This window comes from Cellulomonas xylanilytica, assembly GCF_007989805.1.
GTDB lineage: Bacteria > Actinomycetota > Actinomycetes > Actinomycetales > Cellulomonadaceae > Cellulomonas > Cellulomonas xylanilytica.
In genome coordinates, this window is record NZ_BJUB01000006.1 from 79,009 (window position 1) to 101,787 (window position 22,779).

25 protein-coding genes are annotated in these 22,779 nt (G+C 74.0%); 6 read left to right on the forward strand and 19 right to left on the reverse strand.

The features are described 5' to 3' along the window. Nucleotides 1–46 precede the first annotated feature (46 nt). The gene (locus tag CXY01_RS10445) at nt 47–964 is read left to right on the forward strand and encodes an NAD(P)-dependent oxidoreductase (protein WP_146927536.1); all 918 of its coding nucleotides are present in this window, start codon (nt 47–49) and stop codon (nt 962–964) included. On the opposite strand, the gene mutM is transcribed toward CXY01_RS10445, so the two are convergent. The 6 genes from mutM to coaD all read right to left on the reverse strand — a co-directional run bounded on the left by mutM (nt 961) and on the right by coaD (nt 4,472). Further along, a complete protein-coding gene (gene mutM, locus CXY01_RS10450; RefSeq protein ID WP_146927372.1) occupies nt 961–1,863 on the reverse strand; it encodes a bifunctional DNA-formamidopyrimidine glycosylase/DNA-(apurinic or apyrimidinic site) lyase in 903 nt (300 codons plus the stop codon). The genes CXY01_RS10445 and mutM overlap by 4 nt on opposite strands. A 1-nt stretch (nt 1,864) precedes the next feature. Continuing rightward, nucleotides 1,865–2,557 carry a ribonuclease III gene (gene rnc, locus CXY01_RS10455; protein WP_146927373.1) on the reverse strand — a complete coding sequence of 231 codons (693 nt, stop codon included), beginning with the start codon at nt 2,555–2,557 and terminating at the stop codon, nt 1,865–1,867. Nucleotides 2,558–2,603: 46 nt separating this feature from the next. Beyond that, nucleotides 2,604–2,801, reverse strand: coding sequence for a 50S ribosomal protein L32 (rpmF, locus tag CXY01_RS10460; RefSeq protein ID WP_055913037.1), 198 nt, complete (start codon nt 2,799–2,801; stop codon nt 2,604–2,606). 2 nt (nt 2,802–2,803) lie between these two features. Further along, nucleotides 2,804–3,385, reverse strand: coding sequence for a YceD family protein (locus tag CXY01_RS10465; RefSeq protein ID WP_146927374.1), 582 nt, complete (start codon nt 3,383–3,385; stop codon nt 2,804–2,806). A 110-nt stretch (nt 3,386–3,495) separates the two neighbouring features. Beyond that, entirely contained in the window at nt 3,496–3,987 is a 492-nt protein-coding gene (locus tag CXY01_RS10470) for a hypothetical protein (RefSeq protein WP_146927375.1), read from the reverse strand. After that, nucleotides 3,984–4,472, reverse strand: a complete 489-nt coding sequence (gene coaD / locus CXY01_RS10475; RefSeq protein ID WP_146927376.1) for a pantetheine-phosphate adenylyltransferase — start codon at nt 4,470–4,472, stop codon at nt 3,984–3,986. Before coaD ends, CXY01_RS10470 begins: the two co-directional genes overlap by 4 nt. Nucleotides 4,473–4,534: 62 nt before the next feature. On the opposite strand from coaD, the gene CXY01_RS10480 reads away from it, so the two are divergent. After that, nucleotides 4,535–5,179: a GNAT family N-acetyltransferase gene (locus CXY01_RS10480; protein ID WP_146927377.1), complete on the forward strand. Its 645-nt coding sequence runs from the start codon at nt 4,535–4,537 to the stop codon at nt 5,177–5,179. Here the strand turns inward: CXY01_RS10480 and rsmD are convergent. Genes rsmD through CXY01_RS10505 form a run of 5 tightly spaced genes read right to left on the reverse strand, consistent with a single transcriptional unit; the run spans nt 5,134 to nt 11,842 of the window. Then, nucleotides 5,134–5,691 (reverse strand): 16S rRNA (guanine(966)-N(2))-methyltransferase RsmD, encoded by a 558-nt coding sequence (gene rsmD, locus CXY01_RS10485; protein ID WP_146927378.1) that lies wholly within the window; start codon nt 5,689–5,691, stop codon nt 5,134–5,136. The two genes, CXY01_RS10480 and rsmD, sit on opposite strands and share 46 nt — an antisense overlap. Beyond that, complete coding sequence (locus CXY01_RS10490) at nt 5,688–7,301, reverse strand: DUF6297 family protein (protein WP_146927379.1); 1,614 nt, start codon at nt 7,299–7,301, stop codon at nt 5,688–5,690. The genes rsmD and CXY01_RS10490 overlap by 4 nt, the downstream gene beginning before the upstream one ends. Next, nucleotides 7,298–7,990, reverse strand: coding sequence for an ABC transporter ATP-binding protein (locus CXY01_RS10495; protein WP_146927380.1), 693 nt, complete (start codon nt 7,988–7,990; stop codon nt 7,298–7,300). Before CXY01_RS10495 ends, CXY01_RS10490 begins: the two co-directional genes overlap by 4 nt. Before the next feature lie 52 nt (nt 7,991–8,042). Next, nucleotides 8,043–10,283, reverse strand: a complete 2,241-nt coding sequence (locus CXY01_RS10500; RefSeq protein WP_146927381.1) for an ATP-dependent DNA helicase RecG — start codon at nt 10,281–10,283, stop codon at nt 8,043–8,045. 35 nt (nt 10,284–10,318) lie between these two features. Further along, a complete protein-coding gene (locus CXY01_RS10505) occupies nt 10,319–11,842 on the reverse strand; it encodes a DAK2 domain-containing protein (protein WP_186813370.1) in 1,524 nt (507 codons plus the stop codon). 276 nt (nt 11,843–12,118) lie between these two features. Between CXY01_RS10505 and rpmB the strand changes: the two genes are divergently transcribed. Both rpmB and CXY01_RS10515 read left to right on the forward strand, forming a co-directional pair. Next, complete coding sequence (gene rpmB, locus CXY01_RS10510; RefSeq protein WP_029289091.1) at nt 12,119–12,310, forward strand: 50S ribosomal protein L28; 192 nt, start codon at nt 12,119–12,121, stop codon at nt 12,308–12,310. Between the two features lie 84 nt (nt 12,311–12,394). After that, nucleotides 12,395–12,919, forward strand: coding sequence for a GNAT family N-acetyltransferase (locus CXY01_RS10515; protein WP_146927383.1), 525 nt, complete (start codon nt 12,395–12,397; stop codon nt 12,917–12,919). Between the two features lie 3 nt (nt 12,920–12,922). Here CXY01_RS10515 and CXY01_RS10520 read toward each other — a convergent pair whose 3' ends face one another. Continuing rightward, a complete protein-coding gene (locus tag CXY01_RS10520; protein ID WP_146927384.1) occupies nt 12,923–13,903 on the reverse strand; it encodes a thiamine-phosphate kinase in 981 nt (326 codons plus the stop codon). Nucleotides 13,904–13,950: 47 nt separating this feature from the next. Between CXY01_RS10520 and CXY01_RS10525 the strand changes: the two genes are divergently transcribed. After that, nucleotides 13,951–14,427, forward strand: a complete 477-nt coding sequence (locus CXY01_RS10525; protein ID WP_307724394.1) for a DUF3515 family protein — start codon at nt 13,951–13,953, stop codon at nt 14,425–14,427. 4 nt (nt 14,428–14,431) lie between these two features. Here CXY01_RS10525 and CXY01_RS10530 read toward each other — a convergent pair whose 3' ends face one another. Next, complete coding sequence (locus CXY01_RS10530; protein ID WP_146927385.1) at nt 14,432–15,517, reverse strand: fatty acid desaturase family protein; 1,086 nt, start codon at nt 15,515–15,517, stop codon at nt 14,432–14,434. A 261-nt stretch (nt 15,518–15,778) separates the two neighbouring features. Then, complete coding sequence (locus tag CXY01_RS10535) at nt 15,779–16,948, reverse strand: D-alanine--D-alanine ligase family protein (protein WP_281285308.1); 1,170 nt, start codon at nt 16,946–16,948, stop codon at nt 15,779–15,781. Nucleotides 16,949–17,021: 73 nt separating this feature from the next. On the opposite strand from CXY01_RS10535, the gene CXY01_RS10540 reads away from it, so the two are divergent. Then, complete coding sequence (locus CXY01_RS10540; protein ID WP_146927386.1) at nt 17,022–18,173, forward strand: trans-sulfuration enzyme family protein; 1,152 nt, start codon at nt 17,022–17,024, stop codon at nt 18,171–18,173. On the opposite strand, the gene CXY01_RS10545 is transcribed toward CXY01_RS10540, so the two are convergent. The 5 genes from CXY01_RS10545 to leuD all read right to left on the reverse strand — a co-directional run bounded on the left by CXY01_RS10545 (nt 18,170) and on the right by leuD (nt 22,774). Further along, nucleotides 18,170–19,222, reverse strand: coding sequence for an NAD(P)H-dependent glycerol-3-phosphate dehydrogenase (locus CXY01_RS10545; protein ID WP_371862766.1), 1,053 nt, complete (start codon nt 19,220–19,222; stop codon nt 18,170–18,172). The genes CXY01_RS10540 and CXY01_RS10545 overlap by 4 nt on opposite strands. Beyond that, nucleotides 19,219–19,983: a lysophospholipid acyltransferase family protein gene (locus CXY01_RS10550; protein WP_146927387.1), complete on the reverse strand. Its 765-nt coding sequence runs from the start codon at nt 19,981–19,983 to the stop codon at nt 19,219–19,221. Before CXY01_RS10550 ends, CXY01_RS10545 begins: the two co-directional genes overlap by 4 nt. Nucleotides 19,984–20,001: 18 nt before the next feature. Beyond that, on the reverse strand, nt 20,002–21,318 hold the full coding sequence (gene murA, locus CXY01_RS10555; RefSeq protein ID WP_146927388.1) for a UDP-N-acetylglucosamine 1-carboxyvinyltransferase: 1,317 nt from the start codon (nt 21,316–21,318) through the stop codon (nt 20,002–20,004). A 94-nt stretch (nt 21,319–21,412) separates the two neighbouring features. Further along, a complete protein-coding gene (locus CXY01_RS10560) occupies nt 21,413–22,003 on the reverse strand; it encodes an HU family DNA-binding protein (protein ID WP_146927389.1) in 591 nt (196 codons plus the stop codon). Between the two features lie 105 nt (nt 22,004–22,108). Further along, entirely contained in the window at nt 22,109–22,774 is a 666-nt protein-coding gene (leuD, locus tag CXY01_RS10565; RefSeq protein WP_146927390.1) for a 3-isopropylmalate dehydratase small subunit, read from the reverse strand. Between the last annotated feature and the right edge of the window lie 5 nt (nt 22,775–22,779).

A 22,779-nucleotide genomic window follows, 5' to 3' on the forward strand; every position in this document is an offset into this window, starting at 1 on the left:
CGGTGGCATCGTAGCGACGGTGACGACGATCCTGCTGCCGACCACGATGACCGACGACCCGACGCTGCCCGCCGACGTCCGGGTGGTCCGCTACGACGTGGCGGAGCCGGTCCCCGACGACGCCCTCGACGCCGAGGTGCTCGTGCTGTGGGGCAACGGACCCGAGCAGACGGCCGACGCCGCCCGACGCCTCACCGCGCTGCGCTGGGTGCAGACCCTGGCGGCGGGACCCGACGCCGCGCTCGCGGCGGGGTTCGCCGACGACGTCGTCGTGACGTCGGGGCGCGGCCTGCACGACGGACCGGTCGCGGAGCACACCCTCGCCCTGGTCCTCGCCGCGGCCCGACGCCTGCCCGACCTGGTCCGCGCGCAGGCGGAGCACCGGTGGGCCGACGAGCTCGGCGGCATGCAGGACCTGCGGCCCGGGCCGACGTTCCGGACGCTCGACGGTGCGCAGGTGCTGATCTGGGGCTTCGGCTCGATCGCCGCGCGGCTGGCGCCGCTGCTGCGGGCTCTGGGTGCGCAGGTCACCGGCGTCGCGACCGCCGCCGGCGACCGCCACGGCTTCCCGGTGATCTCCGCGTTCGACCTGCCCGACCACCTGCCGCGCACCGACGTGCTCGTCTCGCTGCTGCCCGCCACCGAGCAGACCCGGCACGCGATCGACGCCGACGTCCTGTCGCTCCTGCCCGCACGCGCGTGGGTGGTGAACGTCGGCCGGGGGACGACGCTCGACGAGGCGGCCCTGCTCGAGGCGATCAGGTCCGACCGGCTGGCGGGCGCCGCGCTCGACGTGTTCGAGACGGAGCCGCTCCCGGCCGACTCCCCGCTGTGGGACGAACCCCGGGTGCTGATCAGCCCGCACGCCGCGGGCGGTCGGCCGCGGGGCGCCGGCGAGCTGGTCACCGAGAACCTCACGGCGTTCCTGGCCGGCCGCACCCTGCGCAACGTGGTCGCGCGCTAGAAGCGGCCTCGGCGCGGGCGCGGCTGGCACCGCGGGCAGCTGTAGGAGGAGCGGACCATGAACTCGTCGCGCCGCACCGGGGTCCCGCAGCGGGGGCACGGCCGGCCCTCCTGCCCGTACACGGCGAGCGACCGGTCGAAGTACCCGGAGGCGCCGTTCACGTTGACGTACAGCGCGTCGAAGCTGGTCCCGCCCTGCACCAGCGCCTCGGTCATCACCTCGGCCGCGCCGTCGAGCGCCCGCTCCACCTCGGACCGCCGCAGCGTCTCGGTGGGCCGCGCGTAGTGCAGCTGCGCCCGCCACAGGCCCTCGTCGGCGTAGATGTTGCCCACCCCGGACACGACGGTCTGGTCCAGCAGCGCACGCTTGATGCCCGTCCTGCGCCGGCGTACCGCCGCCACCAGCGCCGCACGGTCGAGCACCGGGTCGAGCAGGTCCCGCGCGATGTGGGCGACGGGCTCCGGCACGACCGCCAGGGCCGAGCCGAACCCGCCCGGCGCACCGTCGGGGGTTGGGACGAGGTCGGGGACGCTCAGGTGCCCGAACGTGCGCTGGTCGACGAAGTCGAGCGCCGAGCCGTCGTCGAGGTCGAGCCGCACGCGCAGGTGCGGGTGCTCCGGACGCTCCTGGCCCGGCTCGCGCACCAGCAGCTGCCCGCTCATGCCGAGGTGCGCCATCAGGGCGTCGTCGTCCTGGTCCAGCAGCAGCCAGAGGAACTTGCCGCGGCGGACCGCCGCATCCAGCCGGCGGCCACGGAGCCGTCCCGCGAAGTCCAGGGGGCCGTCGACGTGGCGCCGGACGCTGTAGTCGCGCCGCACCTCGACACCCGTGACGGTGCGGCCCAGCACGTGCCGGGCCAGCCCGTCGCGGACCGTCTCGACCTCGGGCAGCTCGGGCACGTCAGGGCCGCTGCTGCGCCGCGAGCACCCGGTACGCGTCCGCCGCGGCGTCCTGCTCGGCGAGCTTCTTGGCCGGGCCGACGCCGACCCCGCGCGGCTCGCCGGCGACGATGGCGCGCGCCGTGAAGGTGCGGGAGTGGTCCGGGCCCTCGCCCGTGACGTCGTAGCTGGGCGCGCCGAGCCCTAAGGAGGCGGACAGCTCCTGCAGCGACGTCTTCCAGTCGAGACCGGCACCGAGGTCGGCCGCGGCGACGAGCGACGGCCCGACGAGGCGCTCGACGACCGCGCGGGCGGTCTCGACGCCGTGGTTCAGGTAGACGGCCCCGAAGACCGCCTCGAGCGTGTCCGACAGGATCGAGTCCTTGTCCCGCCCGCCCGTCGACAGCTCACCCTTGCCCAGCAGCACGTAGTCGCCGAGGTCGAGGTCGCGGGCGACCAGCGCGAGCGCACGCTGCGACACGGTCGCGGCCCGCATCTTCGCGAGCGCGCCCTCCGGCAGGTCGGGGTGCGCGCGGTACAGCGACTCCGTGACCACGAGCCCGAGCACCGCGTCCCCGAGGAACTCGAGCCGTTCGTTGGTGGGGATGCCGCCCGCCTCGTGCGCGAACGACCGGTGCGTCAGGGCAAGCACAAGAAGCTCGGGGTCCAGATGGACCCCGAGCTTCTCGTGCAAGAGCTCTGCCGCGGCACTCACGCCGGTCCTCCGGTCATCGAATGCTCCACGGCGGACGAGCGAACCCTCAGCGAACCTCGAACTCGGTCCGCACGGCCTCGGCGTAGGCGCGGTCCTTGTAGGTACCGCACGACGGGCACGCCGTGTGCGGCATCTTGTTCGCCTTGCACTGCGGGCAGGTGTGGAGCGTCGTGGCAGTGGTCTTCCACTGCGACCGACGCGCACGGGTGTTGCTGCGCGACATCTTGCGCTTCGGAACAGCCACGGCTAGCTCTCTTTCGTCTCGTCGTTCGAACCCAGCAGGCCGCTCAGGGCGGACCAGCGGGGGTCAAGCGTCTCATGCGAGTGGTCAGGGTCGTCCGCCAGCCGCGCGCCACACTCGGAGCACAGACCGGGGCAGTCGGGACGGCACAGCGGCTGGAACGGCAGAGCCGGCACGACCGTGTCCCGCAACGCGGGTTCGAGATCGACCAGGTCGTCGTCCCCGAGCTCACGCACGTCTTCTTCCTCGTCGCCGTCCTCCACCGCGACGGCCGCACGCTCGGGGTAGACGTAGAGCTCCGTGAGCGGGACGTCGACATCCTCGACGACCTCACCCAGGCAGCGCACGCACTCCCCGATCGCCCGACCACGGACGGATCCGGTGACCAGGACCCCCTCCATGACCGCCTCGAGCCGAAGATCCAGCTCGACGTCGGTCCCGGTGGGGATGCCGATCACGTCGGTACCGAGATCCTCCGGGGCGGCCACGGTGCGCTGCACGGTCCTCGTCGATCCCGGACGTCGGCCGAGCTCGTGAGTATCGAGCACGAGCGGCGAACGGGGATCGAGGCGAACAGGGCGCGACACGGCCAGAAGTCCCCTCGTTGATCTCGGTCCCGCCATGAGCGGCAGAACCAACGGATAACTCTACGGCACAGGTCAGGGGCCACCCAAATCGTTCGGGAGTGGCGGAGGTCTCACGACTCGTCGCCCCCGAGCCGCCCGGCCAGCTTCGCCCGGCCCGCCTGGACCTGGCTCAGGACCTTGCCCAGGTCGATCTCGAAGTCCGCCAGCCGGCGGTCGCAGTAGTCGTCCGCGTCCCGCCGGAGCCCCTCGGCCACCTGCTCGGCCTCCGCGACCAGCGCCGCGGCGCGCTCCTGCGCCGCCACGACCACGGCCTCCCGGTCGACGAGGGCGGCCGCCTGGGCCCGCGCCTGGGCGAGCAGCGCATCGGCGTCCGCCTGCGCGGCCGAGCGGGCGGTGTCCGCGTCGGCCAGCACCTCGTCGGCGCGCGAGAGCTGGCTGGGCAGGACGTCACGGGCCTGGTCCACCAGGTCCAGCAGCTCGGCGCGGTTCACCAGCACCGACGACGACATCGGCATCGCCCGGGCGTTCGCGACCGCGGACGCGATGGCGTCCAGCACGCCGGTGAGGCCCTCGGGCCTCGTGGTCGGGTCCTCGTCGGTCATCCTGCGTCCCCTCCTCGTAGTGCCGCCCGCACCGCCTCCGCGACTCCCGCCGGCACCAGGTCGTCGATCGGGCCGCCGTAGCGGGCCACGTCCTTGACCAGCGACGACGCGATGTGCGCGAGCGCATGGTCCCCGACGACGAACACGGTCTCGACACCCGACAGGTGCCGGTTCATCAGCGCCATCGGCAGCTCGGCGTCGAAGTCGGCGCCGCCGCGCAGGCCCTTCACCACCGCGACCGCCCCCACCGTACGGACGAAGTCGGCGAGCAGCCCGTCGACGGCCTCCACCCGGACACCGTCCACGTCCGCGAGCGCCGCACGCGCGAGCGCGACCCGCTGCTCGACGGACAGCAGCGACGCCTTGGACGAGTTGCGGGCGACCCCGACGACGACCTCGTCGAACATCGTGCTCGCTCGCCGGACGACATCCACGTGCCCGAGCGTGAGGGGGTCGAACGACCCGGGGCAGACGGCAGTGGTCACCTCGCCAGGGTAGGCCAGCGGCCCGGCCCGACCACCCGGACGCGGCCGTCCTACCCTCGGGCATGGCCTCCGACGTCGTCCTGGACCACGCGTCCGCCGCCGACTCCCCCGCGATCCGCACGGTGCTGGCCCGCGCGTACCGGACGAACCCCCTGATGGTGTGGGCGCTCCCGGACGACGGCACGCGCCAGGACGCCTGCGCCGCCTGGCTCGGGCCGTCCGTCGACCGCTACCTGGCCGTGGGTCGGGTGCACGTCGCCCGGGTCGCAGGCCGCGTCGTGGGCGTGGCGGCCTGGCGGCTGCCGGGCGCCGCCACCCCGCCGGAGTCGCTGCCCACGCCCGCCGGGGTGCTCGCCGCGCTCGTGGGCCGTGCGCGGGCCGACGGGATCCTGTCCGCGCTCGGCTCCGCGGCCCCGCTCGCACCCGGCAGCCCGGCTGCGTACCTCAACTACCTCGCGGTCGACCCCGACCTGCAGGGCCGGGCGATCGGGCGCTCGCTCGCCGAGGCGGGGATCGGTGCCGCCGACGCCGACGGCCTCGGTACCTACCTGGGCACGACAGACCCGCGCAACCTGCCGTTCTACCGCCGGCTGGGGTACGTCGACGCGGGTGCGGTGCCCCTCGGCCCGGACGGTCCGGTGCTCGTCGTGCTGCACCGGGCTCAGGCTGCGGCGAGCTCCGCGAACCACATGACCGTGTCCCCGTAGGCGCGCCGGTCGAACCGCACGAGCCCGGTCGGCCACGTCGGCTCGGGGGTGCGTGCTGCCCGCTCGACGACGACGACCGCGTGGGGCGTCAGGGCCGCCTCGACGCCCTGCAGGACCTCCGCCAGGTCGGTCTCCGGGAGGTCGTAGGGCGGGTCGGCCAGCACGAGGTCCCAGGGTGTGACCGTCGGCCGCGCCGCGAACCGCTCGGCCCTCTCGGCGACCACCTGCACCGTGGCCGCCAGCTCGAGCGCGGCGACGTTGCGGCGGCAGACGTCGGCCGCGTCGCGCGCCGACTCGACCAGCGTCACGTGCGCGGCCCCCCGGCTCGCGGCCTCGATCCCGAGCGCCCCGGAACCCGCGTACAGGTCCAGAACCCTTGCTCCCTCGACCACGTCGAGGTGCTCCAGGCGCGAGAACAGCGCCTCGCGGACGCGTTCGCTCGTCGGCCGGGTCCCGGCGCGCGGCACGGCGAGCGTGCGCCCGCCGACCGTCCCCGCCACGATCCGGGTCACCGGCGGGCTCCCGCCCCCTGCTGCTCCTGCGCGTCCATGAGGGTCTCCATGAGCGAGCGCGTCCGGATGGACGAGGCGATGGCCACCGCGATGACCGACAGGACGAGCTGCGCGTAGAGCAGGGGTGCGTTCACGGTCCGCAGCAGCACCGCGATCCACACCGGCAGCAGGCACAGGATGACGAGGTCCGGACCCCGCGCGAGCACGGTCGCGACACCGGTGGGCAGGGCGCCCATCGGCGTGGACACCAGGGCACCGCCCCAGTCGGGCGCCGGTCGGTAGGACCCGCGCACGGCGGCTGCCGCCCACACGGGGGTCGACGCGACGCCGAGCGCGATCCACCCCGGCACGTCGGACGCCCACCGGCCGACGGCGGCGAACGCGACGACGGACCACAGCAGCATCGCCGCCGCGGGCACGACCATGCGCAGCCGCCGGACCGTCTTGGCGTCCAGCGGCAGCAGCCGGTCCAGGATGGGCGCCATCTCGGCGCGCCGTGCCCCCTCCCCCGTGGCGCTCATGGCGACGGAGCCCGCGATCAGCAGGGCGAAGAGAACACCGATCGGGCTGGCGAGCTGCGGCACGGTGCTCACCAGGACGGGCACCAGCGCCGCGACGACGAGCTGGACCACGTGCCGCGCGGAGCGGCGCAGCACCACCAGGTCCGCCGTGATGAGGGCGGACACCGGACCGCGCGCCGTGAGCAGGGGCGAGATCCACCGCCGCACCGGTGCAGCCGCCCCGTCCGTCAGCGCGCGACCGAGCTCGCGGGAGTCCATCGACACGACCGCACCGACCGCCTGCGTGGCCACCGAGCCGCTTTCCCGCAGGGTCCGGGACGGGATCCGGCCGAGCCGCCGGTCGACGACCACCGCGAGCAGGACGATCACGGGCACGAGCCCGACCACGAACCACCACGGCGCGCTCGGCAGCTCGTCGACGGACCAGCCGACCCGCGCGAGCACCACGGCGGCGACCGGCGCGAGGAAGAGCAGGACGTCACCGGCGAGCGCGAGCGAGCGCCGCGACACCCCGGCCGACTGGCCCACGCCCGCGAGCAGGACGATCCCGGCGGCGACCAGCGCCGCGGTCGCCGCCACCCGCGCCACGCGCAGGCCCGGGTCGGCGAGCAGCCCGGCGTCCAGGAGGGCGACGAGGACGGCGCCGACGAAACCGGCCAGCAGCGGCAGCCGACGTGCCGCCGGGCGCAGGAGCCCGCGACGGTCGACCGGCAGCGCGAGCCACCAGGCCGCCTCCGCTCCCCCGGCGCCCACCGGCCCGAGCCGACCCGCGAGCGACAGGAGAGCGCCGGCGAGCGCCACGACGATGACCACGACGAGGGTCGCCAGGCTCAGGGTCAGGGGTGCCTCGACGTCGGGCGTCGGCGGCAGGGACGCGCGCATCGCCTGCGCGGCGCCGAGCGCGATGCCGATGCTGATCGCGATGCTGATGACCGCGTAGTAGACGCCTCCCAGGAGCGAGCCGATGCTGGCGCCGCCGCGGGAGTTGGCCGCCTGGGACGTGAAGCGGCGGATGCTCTTCGCCGACGGCACCGCCCCCAGCTCGAACGGCTGGACCTCGGGCTCGTCGTCGTGGTGGGTCGCGGTCACGGGTTCTCCCGCGAGATCAGGTCGGCCGCCTGGTCCGTGGGCAGCAGGCGGGTGACGTCGTCCGCGACGTGCACGGCCCGGTCGGCGACGGCTCGCAGGAGGTCGGGGTCGTGCGTGGCCAGGAGCACGGAGCCGCCCGCGGCCTTCTCGGCGACGATGCGCGCGGCGAGCCGGTCCCGCATCGCGCGGTCGAGCCGCTGCTCGGGCTCGTCGAGGACCAGCAGGGAGCGCGGCCGGACGAAGCCCGCGGCGAGCAGGAGCCGGCGCCGCTGACCCGACGAGAGCGCGACCGGCAGCGAGCGCGCGTGGTCGGTCAGCCCGAACTCGGCGAGCAGCCCGGCGACGACCTCCTGCGCACCGTGCACGCCGTGCCCGCGAGCGGTGAGGTACAGGTGCTCGGAGACCGTCAGGGCCGGGAAGTACGCGTCGTCGTCGAGGACGCTGGCCACCTTCGTGCGGAAGGCGACGTCCCGCTCGTCGACCGGGTTGTCGAACACGCGCAGCGTCCCGCCCGCCGGCTCGAGCAGCCCGATGACGGCCCGCAGGACCGTCGACTTGCCGGAGCCGTTGGCGCCGACCAGCGCGAGGACCTTGCCAGAGGCGAGCGTGAAGGTCACGGGTGCGCACACGGGCGCCCCGCCGTAGCCGACGATCAGGTCCTGGGCGCGGATGACGGGCTTCTTGGGCACGTGCGTCAGGGTATGCGAGGTCGTCGCTCCCCCGACGCACCCGGCTGCAGCCTCAGCTCTGGCCCAGGAACTCCTCGCGCCCGTCCGCCAGCTGCAGGTCGATCGCCGCGCGCAGGGCCGGCCACGCGGCCAGCTCGGGGTCCGCCTCGACCAGCGCGCGGGCGTCGTCGCGCGCCCGGTCGATGACCGCGCCGTCGCTGACGATGCGTAGGAACCGCAGCGCGCCGCGCTTCCCGGACTGCGCGGAGCCCAGCACGTCGCCCTCCTTGCGCAGCTCGAGGTCGACGCGCGCCAGCTCGAACCCGTCGGTCGTCGCCGCGAGCGCACCCAGTCGTTGCGCGGCGACCGTGCCCTCGGGGGCGTCCGCGACGAGCAGGCACAGACCCGGGGCGCTTCCCCGCCCGACCCGGCCGCGCAGCTGGTGGAGCTGCGAGAGCCCGAACACCTGGGCGTCGAGGATCACCATGGCGGTGGCGGCGGGGACGTCGACACCGACCTCGATGACCGTCGTCGACACGAGCACGGGGGTGCGGCCGGACGCGAAGTCCGCGATCGCCCGGTCCTTCTCCTCGCTCGTCATGCGCCCGTGCAGCAGACCCACGGCCACCCCGCCCAGTCTCGGGTCCTCCCGCAGCGTCTCGACGACCTCGAGGACCGCACGCAGCGGCCGCTTCGGTGCGCGCTGGGCCGCCGCCTGGGCCTCCCCGACGGTGACCGGCTCGTCGTCGAACACCTCGGCACCGTCCGTGCCGTCGTCGTCCTCGTCGGGGTCGATCCGCGCGCACACGACGAACGCGCGGCCGCCACCCTCGACCTCCTCGCGGACGCGGCTCCACGTCCGGTCCATCCACGCCCGGTTGTCGGCGGGCACCACGTGGGTGGTGATGCCGCTGCGGCCCGCCGGCACGTGCCGCAGCTCCGAGATCTCGAGCTCCCCGAACACCGTCATGGCCACCGTGCGCGGGATCGGGGTCGCGGTGGTCACCAGCAGGTGCGGGGCGTTCGCGGCCTTGGCCTGCAGGCGCCCCCGCTGCTCGACGCCGAACTTGTGCTGCTCGTCGACGACGACGAGCCCGAGGTCCGCGAACTGCACGGGATCGGACAGCAGCGCGTGCGTGCCGACGACGATCCCGGCCTGACCGCTCGCCGCCTCCAGCAGGTTGCTGCGCCGCTCGGCCGTGCTCTGCGCCCCGGTGAGCAGCGCGACGCGGGTACCGATCTCGGAGCCACCCAGCAGACCGCCCTCGGCGAGGTCCCCCAGCAGCGCGCGCAGCGTGCGGACGTGCTGCGCCGCGAGCACCGACGTCGGGGCCAGCAGCGCCGCCTGGCCGCCCGCGTCGACCACCTGCAGCATCGCCCGCAGCGCCACCACGGTCTTGCCCGAGCCGACCTCGCCCTGGAGCAGCCGCTGCATCGGGTGCGCCCGCTCGAGGTCGGCGGCGATCTGCTCGCCCGCGGCGACCTGCCCCTCGGTGAGGACGAACGGCAGCCGCGCGTCGAAGGCCTCCAGCAGCCCACCGGCGCGGGCCGGCCGCGCGGTCGACTCCTCGCGCTGCGCCCGGGCTCGCCGGCGGGCCAGCTCGGCCTGCAGGACGAACGCCTCCTCGTACCGCAGCCGCGCCTGCCCCTTGCGCCAGTCCTCCTCGGTCTGCGGCACGTGCACGCCACGCAGGGCGCTCCAGCGGGACGCGAGCTTGCGCTCCGCACGCACGGGACCCGGCACCGGGTCCGGCACGTCCTGCTCCGTCAGCCGGTCGAGCGCCGCGCGGACCGCCGCGCGGATCTTGTCCGACTCGAGCCCGGCGGTCGCGGGGTAGATCGGGATGGGCCACTCGGCCTCCTCGAGCGCGACCGCCTCGTCGACCTCGTGCCCGAAGATCGCGTACGTGGGGTTCGCCAGCTGCAGGCGACCGTTGAAGATGTTGATCTGCCCCGAGAACAGCCCCAGCGATCCCGGCACCAGACGCTTGACGTGGAAGTCGGCAGCGCCGCGGTGGGGCATGAAGATCACCAGGTCGAGCGTGCGCGCGCCGTCGGTGACCTTCGCCTCGACGCGCGGCTTGCCGGTCTTCTGCGCCAGCCGGACCTCGGCGCTGCGCACCTGGGCCACGAGCGAGACGTTGCGCCCCACCGCGAGGCTCGCGATGTCGGTGACCTCGCGCGAGTCGGCGTACCGCCACGGGTAGTGGGCGAGCAGGTCACCGACGGTCTCGATGCCGAGCGCCGCGAACTTCTTCAGCTCGGCAGGCTTGCCGGGCACCCGCTCGTCGAGCGGGTCCACGTTCGTGGCCACGCTGTCGTGGTACGTCAGGCCCTTGTCCGCCACGGTCAGTCCAGCCCGAGGACGAGGGCCGGGCCGTGCCCCGTCGGTCCGACCATGGTCGCCTCCACGCCGGGATGGTGCTGCGCCAGGTGGGCCACGAGGACGTCGAGGAGCTCGTCGTCCGAGGCGTCGCGCGCGAGCACGGTGAGGCTCTCGGCCGGGACCTCCCGCGGGTTCCCCACGAGGGCGTCGACGGCCGCCGTCAGCGCGCTCGCGTCGGCGACCTCGACGGCGTGCACGCCGAGGCGGGCCAGGGCGGCCTGCGCCGTCGAGCAGCCCTGAGCGGTCGGCCCCTCGCCGGCGAGGGCCAGCGCGCCGACGACGGAGCGGACCTCGTCGACCGCCGGGAGCACCTCGACCACCACCCCGGCCACCGGCACCGACGACACCTCGGCACCGGTGCCCGGCAGCAGCACCACGTGCGCCGCGCCCGTGTCCGTGACGGCCCGCTCGAGGTGCTCCGACCGGACCGGCGCCTCCGGGCAGCGGACCAGCACGACCGCTCCCGAGGCGGCGTACCAGGCAGCCAGGTCCGCCGCGGCGGTGCACACGACCACGCCCCAGCGCTCCCGGCCGTCCGCGCGGTGGTCCAGGGCCGACCCTCCCGCGTGCGCGCCGGCCAGGAGCCGGACGAGGACCTGCTCGCGCCGGCCCAGGGCGGCCGCGGCGATCGCGGCGGCCGGCTCGTCGGTGTGCACGTGCACGTGCCACCAGCCATCCCCGCCGACGACCGCCACCGAGTCGCCCAGCCCGCTCATGCGTCGCCGGAGCTCGGCCCCCGTGTCCACGACCGCGCCGTCGCCTGCGTCACCCTCGTCGCTGACCAGCAGCATGACCTCGTACGCGCCCCCGGTCGGCTCAGCGGACCGGTGGTCGGCGCCGGCCGTGGGCAGCCAGTCGAGCGGGACGACCACCGGCCGCTCGTCGCCCACCGCGCGGGCGAGCGCGTCCAGGACGACGAGCAGCGCGCACGCCCCCGCGTCCAGCACGTGGGCGGCCCGCAGCACCGGGTGCACGGCACTGATCCGCCCGAGGGCACGCAGACCCTCCGCGACCGCCTCCGCGAGCATCGTCGGCAGGTCGGCGCCGGCGTCGAGCGCGGTCCACGCCGCGGTGGAGACGACGTCGGCCAGCGTGAGGACCGTGCCCTCCTGCGGCTCGACCGTCGCCTCGCGGGCCGCCCTGGCCGCCGCGGACAGCGCACGAGCGACCTCGCCAGCACCCGCGCGCGGGGGCAGCGCACGCGCGAAGCCCGTCAGGTACTGGCTGACGATGACGCCCGAGTTGCCCCGCGCGGCCAGCAGGGCCCCTCGCCCGAACGCGCTCGCCACGTGCGTCGCGTCGGCGTCCGCCGCCAGCAGGGTAACCGCGTCCGCTCCCCCCACCACCGTCAGCAGGACGTTGGTGCCCGTGTCGGAGTCGGCGACGGGGAACACGTTGACCGCGTCGATCCGGTCCGCGGCCGACTCGAGCGCCGTCCGCGCCGCCGTCGCCCAGGCGCGCACCGCCGCTGCCTCCAGCAGGTCCACCGCACCTCCGCCGTCTCGTCCCGCGTCCTCACCCGCCGTCACCACAGCGCCGGGAGGAGGCACCACCCTGCCTCATCCCACCCACATTTGGGCCGACGTGCCCGATGGGCTAGTCTTGACCGGTTGCCCGGCCATGCTGGGCACTGGTGGTGCCCGGTGGCGGCCCCCGAATCCTTGTCCGGAAACGGTACGGAGACGGTGTCGCTCGTGCGCCCCGACCCATGACTTCGCCGCACACGCGGCTCATGATCCGCAAAAGAGCAACAGGAGAAGACCGTGGCTGCCAACTGCGACGTCTGCGCCAAGGGCCCGAGCTTCGGGCACAGCATCTCGCACTCGCACGTGCGCACGAAGCGGCGCTGGAACCCGAACATCCAGCGCGTCCGTGCCGTCGTCGCGGGGACGCCCAAGCGTCTCAACGTGTGCACGTCGTGCCTCAAGGCCGGCAAGGTGCAGCGCGCCGTCTGACGTCGACCCGACGCATCGAGGGCCCACGAGGTTGTCGCCTCGTGGGCCTTCGTCATGTCCGGTCCGTGTGGCAGGGTGACGTCCATGGTCGAGCAGCTGGACGAGGTGACGATCCGGATCGCCACCGAGGGGGACGCCGCAGGAATCGCTCGGGTGCACGTGCGGTCCTGGCAGGAGGCGTACGCGGGCATCGTGCCGGACGTGTACCTCGCCTCCCTGGACGCGGACGAACGCACCGCTCAGTGGCGCAGGTACCTGCGCGAAGGGCCTGGCGAGGACATCCACACCTGGGTAGCCCTGTCGGGTGACCGGGTGGTCGGCTTCATCACCGTCGGGCCCAGCCGCGACGAGGACGCGCGCCGCGGCGACCGGGAGATCTTCTCCATCTACCTCGACCCGGGCACCTGGGGCCACGGCGTCGCGCGCGACCTCATGCGCACGGTGATCGCGGACGTCGGCGACAAGACGACCGTGACGCTGTGGGTCCTCGCGGACAACGAGCGGGCACGGCACTTCTACCGTCGGCACGGCTTCCAGGCGGACGGCATCGACCGGTACGACGACATCGGTGGCGCCAGCCTCCTCGAGGTCCGGTACCGCCGGAACTGAGCCTCACCCGCCGAAGTGGTCCCACCCGGACCGCGCCGGTGCGGCCACGCCGTCGACCGTGACGCCCGCGCCCTCCCCCACCCGACCGACGGCCCGGAACGGCACCGGCAGCGTGGAGCCCGCAGGGAACGTCGCCAGCAGGCCGTGGTCCTCGCCGCCGTCCAGCACCCAGCGCTCCGCCACGGCGCCGAGCTCGTCCGCGACGGACCGCAGCCGGTCGCGGTCCACGGTGAACGCGTCGGCGTCCAGGTCGATCCGCACCCCGCTCGCGCGCGCGATCCGGCCCGCGTCGCGCAGCAGCCCGTCGGACACGTCCAGCATCGCGGTGGCGCCCGCATCGGCGGCGGCCGGTCCGGCGTCCAACGGCGAGACGGGCCGCAGATGTGCGTCGACGAGGACCGTGTCCAGCTCGCGCCGGCCAGCCTCCAGCAAAGCCAGCCCCGCCGCCGACCGGCCGGCCACCCCGGCGTGCGCCACGACGTCCCCGGGCCGGGCGCCGGAGCGCAGGACCGGCGCGCGCCCCGCGAGGTCGCCGTGCGCGGTGACGGAGACGACGACGACCGGCCCGCCGGACAGGTCCCCACCGACGACGCCCACCTGCAGCTGGGCGCACTCGGCGGCCAGCCCACGCGCCAGGCCCTCCACCCAGGACACCGGAAGGTCGGCGGGGACGACCAGCGCGACGACCAGACTGGTGGGCCGCGCGCCCATCGCGGCGACGTCGGCCAGGTTCTGCACCGCGGCACGGCGGCCCACGTCCTCGCCCGAGGACCAGGCCCGGCGGAAGTGCCGGTCCTCGACCAGCACGTCCGTCGTGACCACGAACCGGCCGTCCGGCGCGGCGACGACCGCGGCGTCGTCGCCGGGCGGCACGTGCGTGCCGGCACCCACCGGCAGGAGCGGGAAGATGCGGGCGAGCAGAGCGTCCTCGGACAGCTCGGCGACGAGAGGCCCGTCGGACGAGGCGGGGGTGTCGGCGGTCACCCGGACACGGTAGAGGTTCGGGCCGGGCCACGGGTTACGGTGACCGGGTGCCCCGGATCCGCCGACGACTGCTCCTGATCGCCCCCGTCGCCGGCGTGGTGGCCCTCAGCGGCTGTGCGGTCACCGTGCCCGTCGACGTGGCCCCGGACGCGACCGACCCGGTGTGCGCGAGCGTCGTCCTGGCGATGCCCGACTCCCTCGGCGACGGGCTGCCGCAGCGGGACACGACCGCCCAGGCATCCACCGCGTGGGGCGACCCGGCGGCACCCGTGGTCCTGCGGTGCGGCGTCGAGCCCCTCGGTCCGACGACGGAACGCTGCCAGACCGTCGAGACCCCGGGCGGCGCGAGCATCGACTGGGTCATCGTCGAGGGCGACGACGGCTGGACCTTCACCACGTACGGACGCGAGCCGGCTGTCGAGCTGCACGTGCCGACGGAGGTCGCGTCGGAGCGCTCCACGGCGTTCGTGGACCAGCTGGGCGCCGGGGTCGCGCTGACCGAGCAGGTCCGCTCCTGCGTGTGAGCGCTCAGCGCCCGTACTGGGCGGCCACGGGGCAGTCGAACGCCGCCCGGTCGGCCAGACCGACGCGGTTGAGGTACGCCACGATGATCTTGTACGACCGGAAGAACCCCACCTCGGTGTACTTCACGCCGAGCTGCTCGCAGTAGTCCCGCACGACGGGCTGCACCTTCTTCAGGTTCGGCCGCGGCATGCTCGGGAAGAGGTGGTGCTCGACCTGGTAGTTCAGGCCGCCCATCACGAAGTCGACGGCCACCCCGCCCTTGATGTTCCGCGACGTGATGACCTGGCGACGCAGGAAGTCGACCTTCATCCCCGCCGGGATGATCGGCATGCCCTTGTGGTTCGGCGCGAACGAGCCGCCGAGCATGACGCCGAACAGGGCCATCTGCACCCCGATGAACGCGAAGGCCTTGCTCGGCGGGAGCAGGTAGAAGAGCACCCCGACGTAGAGGGCCAGCCGGGTGATGACGATCGGCGCCTCGACCCAGCGGTGCGGCACGGTCCCCTTGGCCAGCAGCAGGCGGACGCTCGAGATGTGCAGGCTCAGGCCCTCGAGCATGAGGAGGGGGAAGAAGAACCAGCCCTGGTTGCGGCCGAACCAGCCCTTGAGCCCGGTACGGGTGTCCAGGACGTCGGCCGTCCAGACGACCACCCCGGGCGCGATGTCGGGGTCCGTCCCCTGCTGGTTGGGCGAGGCGTGGTGCCGGTTGTGCTTGTTGCGCCACCAGGTGTGGCTGAGGCCGGCGAACGCCCCGGCCAGGATCCGCGAGGTCCAGTCGTTCCAGGGACCGGAGTTGAAGATCTGCCGGTGCGCGCTGTCGTGGCCGAGGAAGGCGATCTGCGTGAGCACGACCGCGAGCCCGGCGGCGAGGGCGAGCTGCCACCACGAGTTGCCGACGAGCACCACGCCGACCCAGATGCCCGCGAACGCCAGGACGGCGGCGATCAGCCGGGTCCAGTAGTACCCGTAGCGGCGCTTGAGCAGGCCCGACTCACGGACGTACGCCGCGAGCGCCGTGTAGTCCTGGGCGTTCGCGTTCTTCCCGACCCGAGCCGCAGCGGCAGGGGGCGGCGAGACAGCGGCGCTCACGCGAGGCGGCCGGGAGTGGTGTCGACGAGCTGGCGACGCCGTGAGGCGGCGTGGGGAACACCCATGACGGTCACAACCGATCTGCGGAGAGCCGTCACTGCGTGTCGGCCAGGCGGCGCACTCCCGGCCCGGGGTGCGGTGGGACGCCTCGAGGACGACCCGGTCGTGCTGGGGGCGGCTGACGGCCACCGGGGTGACCTCGTCGTCCGATCCATCACGACCTACGGAAGCGTAACCTGCGCGGCTCGGATCGGCCCACAGTCAGCGCAGCCCGGTGGGACGCGCCAGTGCGAGCCGCAGGAGCTCGTCGACCAGCGCGGCGTACCCGACGCCGGACGCCTCCCACAGCCGGGGGTACATCGAGTACGGCGTGAACCCCGGCATGGTGTTGATCTCGTTGACGACGACGTCACCCTCCGGAGTCACGAAGACGTCCACGCGGGCCAGCCCCTCGCACCCGACGGCCTCGAACGTCCGCACCGCCACGTCCTGCACGGCCTCGACGATCCCGTCGGGCAGCTCGGCCGGGCACGCCAGCGTCACGCCCGCCTCGTCGAGGTACTTGGCCTCGAAGTCGTAGAAGGTGTGCCGCGGGTCGGTCACCACGATCTCGCCCGGCAGCGACGCCCGCGCCCGGTCGCCGTCGTGGCCACCGAGCACGCCGCACTCGATCTCGCGCCCGACGATCGCGGCCTCGACGATGACCTTCGGGTCGTGCACCTGCGCCGCGGCGATGGCACCGGGCAGGTCCGCCAGGTCCGTGACGCGGGAGATGCCCAGGCTGGAACCGGCACGCGCGGGCTTGACGAACACCGGCAGCCCGAGCTCGGCGACCCGTGCCGTGACGCCCTCGGGGTCACGGTCGAGCTCGCCCGGCAGCACCACGCGGAACGGGCCGACCGGCAGGCCGTGGCCCGCGAGGACGAGCTTCATCATGTGCTTGTCCATGCCGACGGCCGAGGCGAGCACCCCGGCGCCCACGTAGCGCACGTCGGCGAGCTCGAGCAGGCCCTGCAGCGTGCCGTCCTCGCCGAACGGGCCGTGCAGCAGCGGGAAGACCACGTCGACCTCACCCAGGACACGGGGCAGCTGCCCCGCCTCGAGCACCTGCACGTCGCGGTCGTCGACCGCCTGCGGCAGCAGCACGTGGGCAGCGGTGTCCTCCACCTGCGGGAGGTGCCCGTCGGCGATCGCCCAGCGCTCGGGGTCGTCGTCGGCGAGCACCCAGCGGCCCGCGGGCGTGATCCCGACGGCGAGGACGTCGTAGCGGTCGCGGTCGATGGCGCGCAGCACGCCACCCGCGGTCGCGCAGCTGATCGCGTGCTCGCCGGAACGCCCGCCGAACAGGACCATCACGCGGGGGCGCGAGCCGTTCCCGGGCGTCGGTGCGGAGGTCTGGTCGTGGCCCGAGGGCTCGGAGGTGGCGTCCATCGCGCCCGACCCTACCTGGCAGCGCGGCCCGTCCGGGCCGTCCTCGGCTCGGCCTGGAGGTAACGTGCGGCGCGTGACCTCCGACCACACCGACGACCTCTCCCCCGCGACGCTCGTCGTCGCCGCCGGCCGACCCGAGCGCGTCCAGGGAGCGCCGGTGAACCCGCCGGTCGAGCTCTCGTCGACCTTCGTCTCCCAGGGCGTGCCGACAGCCGGCGAGCCGCTCTACGGCCGCATCGACGCCGCCACGTGGCACCCGTTCGAGGAGGCCCTCGGCACGCTCGAGGGCTCGACGCACCCCGCCCTCGTGTTCGGCTCCGGCATGGCGGCCATCGCGGCGGCGCTCTCGCTGGTGCCCCCCGGCGGGCGGCTGGTCCTCCCGCGGCACGCCTACCAGGTGACGCTCGGGTTCGCGCGTGACCTGCAGGAGCGGCTCGGCGTCCACGTGACCGTGGTCGACATCGACGACACCGCCGCGGTGGTCGCGGCCCTGACCGAGCCGCGCACCGCGTCGCTGCTCTGGGTCGAGACCCCGACCAACCCCATGCTCGAGGTCGCCGACCTCCCGGCGCTGGTCGAGGCGGCCCATGCGGTCGGCGCGCTGGTCGGCGTCGACAACACGTTCGCGACGCCGCTGGTCCAGCGCCCGTTCGACCACGGGGCGGACGTCGTCGTGCACTCCGTGACCAAGTACCTCGCCGGCCACACCGACGTCGTGCTCGGTGCGGCGCTGGCCGACGATCCCGACCTGCACGCGCGGCTGCACGCGTACCGCACGCTGCACGGGTCGATCGCGGGGCCGTTCGAGGTGTGGCTCGCCCTGCGTGGGCTGCGCACGCTGGCGCTGCGGGTCGAACGCGCCCAGGCCAACGCCGCCGAGCTGGCCCGTCGGCTCAGCGAGCACCCCTCCGTGGCGGAGGTCCGGCACCCGAGCCTGCCCTCCGACCCGGGCCACGAGCGAGCCGCGCGGCTCATGCGCGGCTTCGGAGCGATCATCGGGCTGCGCCCGCACGGTGGGCCCGAGGCGGCCGACGCGGTCGTCGCTGCCCTGCGGCTGTGGGTGCCCGCCACGAGCCTGGGCGGGGTGGAGTCGACGCTGGAGCGTCGCCGCCGCTTCGCCACCGAGTCGCTCACCGTGCCCGAGGACCTGCTGCGGATGTCGGTCGGGATCGAGGAGGTCGAGGACCTCTGGAAGGACCTCGCGCAGGCCCTGGACGCGCTCTAGGCGCCTTCGGCCTTGTGCGGGCGGGCGAGCAGCAGCGCGGCCAGCTGGTCGACGGGCAGCCCCTCGTGGAGCACCTTCACGACGGCCGACGTGATGGGCATCTCGACGCCGAGGGTCGTGGCCAGCTCGAGGACCGACCGGCTCGACTTCACGCCCTCCGCGGTACCCCCGGTGGCCGCGATCGCCTCGTCGAGGGTCATCCCGCGGCCGATGTGGCCGCCGAGCGTGTGGTTGCGCGAGTCGGGAGACGCGCACGTCGCCATCAGGTCACCGAGGCCCGCGAGGCCGGGGAACGTGTCCGCGTCCGCACCGAGGGCCAGCCCGAGCCGGGTGATCTCGACGAGGCCCCGCGTGATGACGGTGGCCATCGTGTTGTAGCCCAGGCCGCGGCCCTGGGAGATGCCGACCGCGAGCGCGATGACGTTCTTCACGGCCCCGCACAGCTCCACGCCGACCACGTCGTCGTTGGTGTACGGGCGGAAGTAGGCCGACGCGCACGCGCGCGCGACCAGCTGGGCGGTCGCCTCGCTCGTCGAGGCCACGACCGTCGCCGTCGGCTGGCGGTGCGCGATCTCCAGCGCCAGGTTCGGGCCGGAGACGACCGCGATCCGGTCCGCCGGGATGCCGAGCGACTCGGCCACGACCTCGCTCATCCGGCGGTCGGTGGACAGCTCGACGCCCTTCATCAGCGAGACCGCCACGGCGTGGCTCGCGACGGCGTCCGCGAGCGGCGTCATCGTGGCGCGCGCGCTCTGCGACGGGATGGCCACCGCGACCACGTCCGCGCCGGCCAGGACGGCCCGGGCGTCGGGCGAGGCCGTGACGCGTGCGGGCAGCTGAACGCCGGGCAGGTACGCCTCGTTGCGGTGCTCGTCGGCGATCTGGCGGCAGACCGCCTCGTCGCGTCCCCAGACCGTCACGTCGCACCCGGCGTCCGCCATCACCGCCGCGAACGTGGTGCCCCAGGCACCGGCGCCGAGCACGGCGGCCCGCAGTCGCGGGGCACCAGGGGTGTGCGGCCGGTCGTGCGTGACCTGGTCCGCCGTCACGGCAGCTCGGGGTGGGTCGCGTGGTCGCCGCCGACCCTCTTCTCGCCCTGCGCGAGCGGCTTGCGCATGTCGTAGCGGACCGCGGGCGGCTGCTCGTCGCGCACCTGGGCGAGCAGGGCCGTGATCGCGTCCATGACGCGCTCCGTGGCCTCCCGCAGCGTCGCGGTGTCCTGCGGGCGGCCGTACAGGTCGTCCAGCACCACCGGCGGGCCGGCGACGACGGTGACCAGCTTGCGGGGGAACGGCTTGAGCAGCTTGCCGTAGCGCGCCAGCAGGTTCTGCGGGCCCCACTGGGCGACGGGGATGACCGGCGCCTGGGTTGTGAGGGCGAGGCGCGCGATGCCCGTCTTGCCGACCATCGGCCACAGCTCCGGGTCCCGCGTGAGCGTGCCCTCGGGGAACACCGCCACCACGTCACCGTCGCCGATCGCGGTGACCGCCGCCGTCAGGGACTCCCCCGCCGACGCGGTGTTCCGGTACACGGGGATCTGGCCGGTGGCGCGCAGCACGCCCGCCAGCACCGGCACCTTGAACAGCGGCGCCTTCGCCAGGATCTTCGGGGCGACCCCGTTGTCCCACAGGAAGTGCGCGAACGTCAGCGGGTCGATGTTCGTCATGTGGTTCGACGCGACGATGAACCCGCCCTCACGGGGGAAGTTCTCGGTCCCGCTCCAGTCGTGACGCGTCATCGCGCGCAGGAGAGGCCGCACGATGCGGGCGACGTTGCGGTAGGCGCGATTGGATCTGACCGGCGGATGCACGGGAGCCGATGCTACCTGTCAGTCCCGGCTGAACTCGGCGCCGAGCGCCTCGAGCTTCGCCGTGAACCGCTCGTACCCGCGGTCGATGAGGCTGATGCCCCGCACCGACGATGTCCCCTTGGCGGTCAGCGCCGCGATGAGGTGGCTGAAGCCGCCGCGCAGGTCCGGCACCTCGATGTCGGCGGCCGCGAGCGGCGTCGGGCCCGAGATCACGGCCGAGTGGTAGAAGTTGCGCTGCCCGAACCGGCAGGGCCGCCCACCGAGGCACTCCTTGTAGACCTGGATGGTCGCGCCCATGCCGACGAGGGCCTCGGTGAACCCGAACCGGTTCTCGTAGACCGTCTCGTGGACGATGGACAGGCCCTTGGCCTGCGTGAGGGCGACGACGAGCGGCTGCTGCCAGTCCGTCATGAACCCCGGGTGCACGTCCGTCTCGAGGGTGATCGAGCGCAGGTCGCCGCCGGGGTGGAAGAACCGGATGCCCGCGTCGTCGATGGCGAACTCGCCGCCGACCTTGCGGAACGTGTTGAGGAACGTCGTCATCTCCGGCTGCGTCGCGCCGCGGACGTAGATGTCGCCGCCGGTGGCCAGCGCGGCCGACGCCCAGGACGCCGCCTCGATCCGGTCGGACAGCGCCGTGTGCTGGAACCCGACGAGACGGTCGACGCCCTCGATCCGGATCACGCGGTCCGTGTCGACCGAGATGATGGCGCCCATCTTCTGGAGCACGTTGATGAGGTCCAGGATCTCGGGCTCGATCGCCGCGTTGGCCAGCTCCGTGACGCCCTCCGCCCGGACGGCCGTGAGCAGCAGCTGCTCGGTGGCGCCGACGCTCGGGTACGGCAGCGCGATCTTGGTGCCCTGCAGGCGCCGGGGAGCGCGGATGTGGATGCCGTTGTCCGTCTTGTCCACGACCGCGCCGAACTGCCGCAGGATGTCGAGGTGGTAGTTGATCGGCCGGTCGCCGATCCGGCAGCCGCCCAGGTCCGGGATGAACGCCTCACCGAGCCGGTGCAGCAGCGGGCCGCAGAACAGGATCGGGATGCGGCTCGACCCCGCGTGGGTGTCGATGTCCGCGACGTGCGCCGACTCGACGTCCGTGGGGTCGAGGTGCAGGACGCCCGCCTCGGTGTCGGCGTCGACCGTGACGCCGTGGAGCTCCAGCAGCCCGGTGACGACGGCGACGTCGCGGATCTGCGGGACGTTGCGCAGGACGCTCGGCGTCTCGCCGAGCAGCGCCGCGACCATCGCCTTGGAGACGAAGTTCTTGGCACCGCGGACGGTGATCTCCCCCGAGAGCGGGTTGCCACCGTTGACGTACAGCAGATCGGTCATCGAACCATCGTCTCCCACGCGCAGGCGTGCTCCTGACCGCACGCCCACGGCACGCCGGTGCTGGTGCGGATCCTTCACATGGTGGGGCGGACCGTCACTTCTTCTTGGTGCGCCCCTTGCCGGACTTCTTCGTGGCCTTGGTGTCCGCCTTCTTCGCGGCGGCTCGCTTCTTGGCGTCGGCCTTCTTCGTCGCGTCGGCACGCTTCTTGACGTCGGCCTTCTTGGCCTTCGCCTTGGCCTTGGCCTTCGGCCCCGCCTTGACCGTCTCCTTGGCGCCCGGCTTCGGCGTGGCCGTCCGTGCGACCTTCTGCGCCGGGCGGGCGGGTGCCGGCTCGGCCTCGGTCTGGACGGGCGCGCTCAGCCCCTGCAGCGACGCGAGGTCCGCGACGGCCCCGAGCTCTCCGCCCGGACCGGCGGCGACCCGTGCACGCAGCGTGGCTCCGGGGTGGAACCGGGCGACCGTCGTCGCCGCCACCTCCAGGGCCTCGCCGGTGCGAGGGTTGCGGCCCGTGCGCGCCGCACGGCCCGCCGCCTCGAACGTCCCGAACCCCGTGAGGGTCACCCGCTCGCCGGCGGCGAGAGCGCTCGTGATCTCGTCGAGCACGGCGTCGACGGCCGCGACCGCAGCGGCACGCGACGCGCCTCGGGCGGCGATCCGGTCAGCGATCTGAGACTTGCCCGGCATGGTGGTCCTCCCTCGGCCGGCGCGCACTGCACCGTGGCCCAGCGCACACGCTAGTCACTGCCGCGGCCCGGCGGGTCGCTTCGTCGGCGACCCGCCGGACCGGCGTCAGGGTCGGCGGCCGATCTCGACGGGCACGCCGCTCGGTCGTGCCGCGACGATCTCGACCGGCGGCAGGTGCTTGGCCGGCAGGGTGGCGGGGCGCCACGGCTCGCGACGGGCCTCGAACGCGGAGATCTCGTCGGCGTGCTCGAGCGTCAGCCCGATGTCGTCGAGGCCCTCCATCAGGCGCCACCGCGTGTAGTCGTCCACCTGGAACGGGACGACGACGTCGTCGCAGGTGATCGTCTTGGACTCGAGGTCGACCGTCACCTCCGTGCCCGGACGCGTCTCGAGGATCTTCCAGATCAGCTCGATGTCCTCCTGCGCCGCCTGCGCGGCGAGCAGGCCCTGCTTGCCGGAGTTGCCGCGGAAGATGTCCGCGAAGCGGTTCGAGATGACGACCTTGAACCCGTAGTCCTTGAGCGCCCAGACGGCGTGCTCACGCGACGAGCCCGTGCCGAAGTCGGGACCGGCGACGAGCACCGAGCCGGAGGCGTACGCCTCCTGGTTGAGGACGAACGACGGGTCGCCGCGCCAGGCGGCGAAGAGCGCGTCCTCGAACCCGGTGCGGGTGACCCGCTTGAGGTACACGGCCGGGATGATCTGGTCGGTGTCGACGTTGCTGCGACGCAGCGGGACCCCGACGCCGGTGTGCTGGCTGAACTTCTCCATGACGT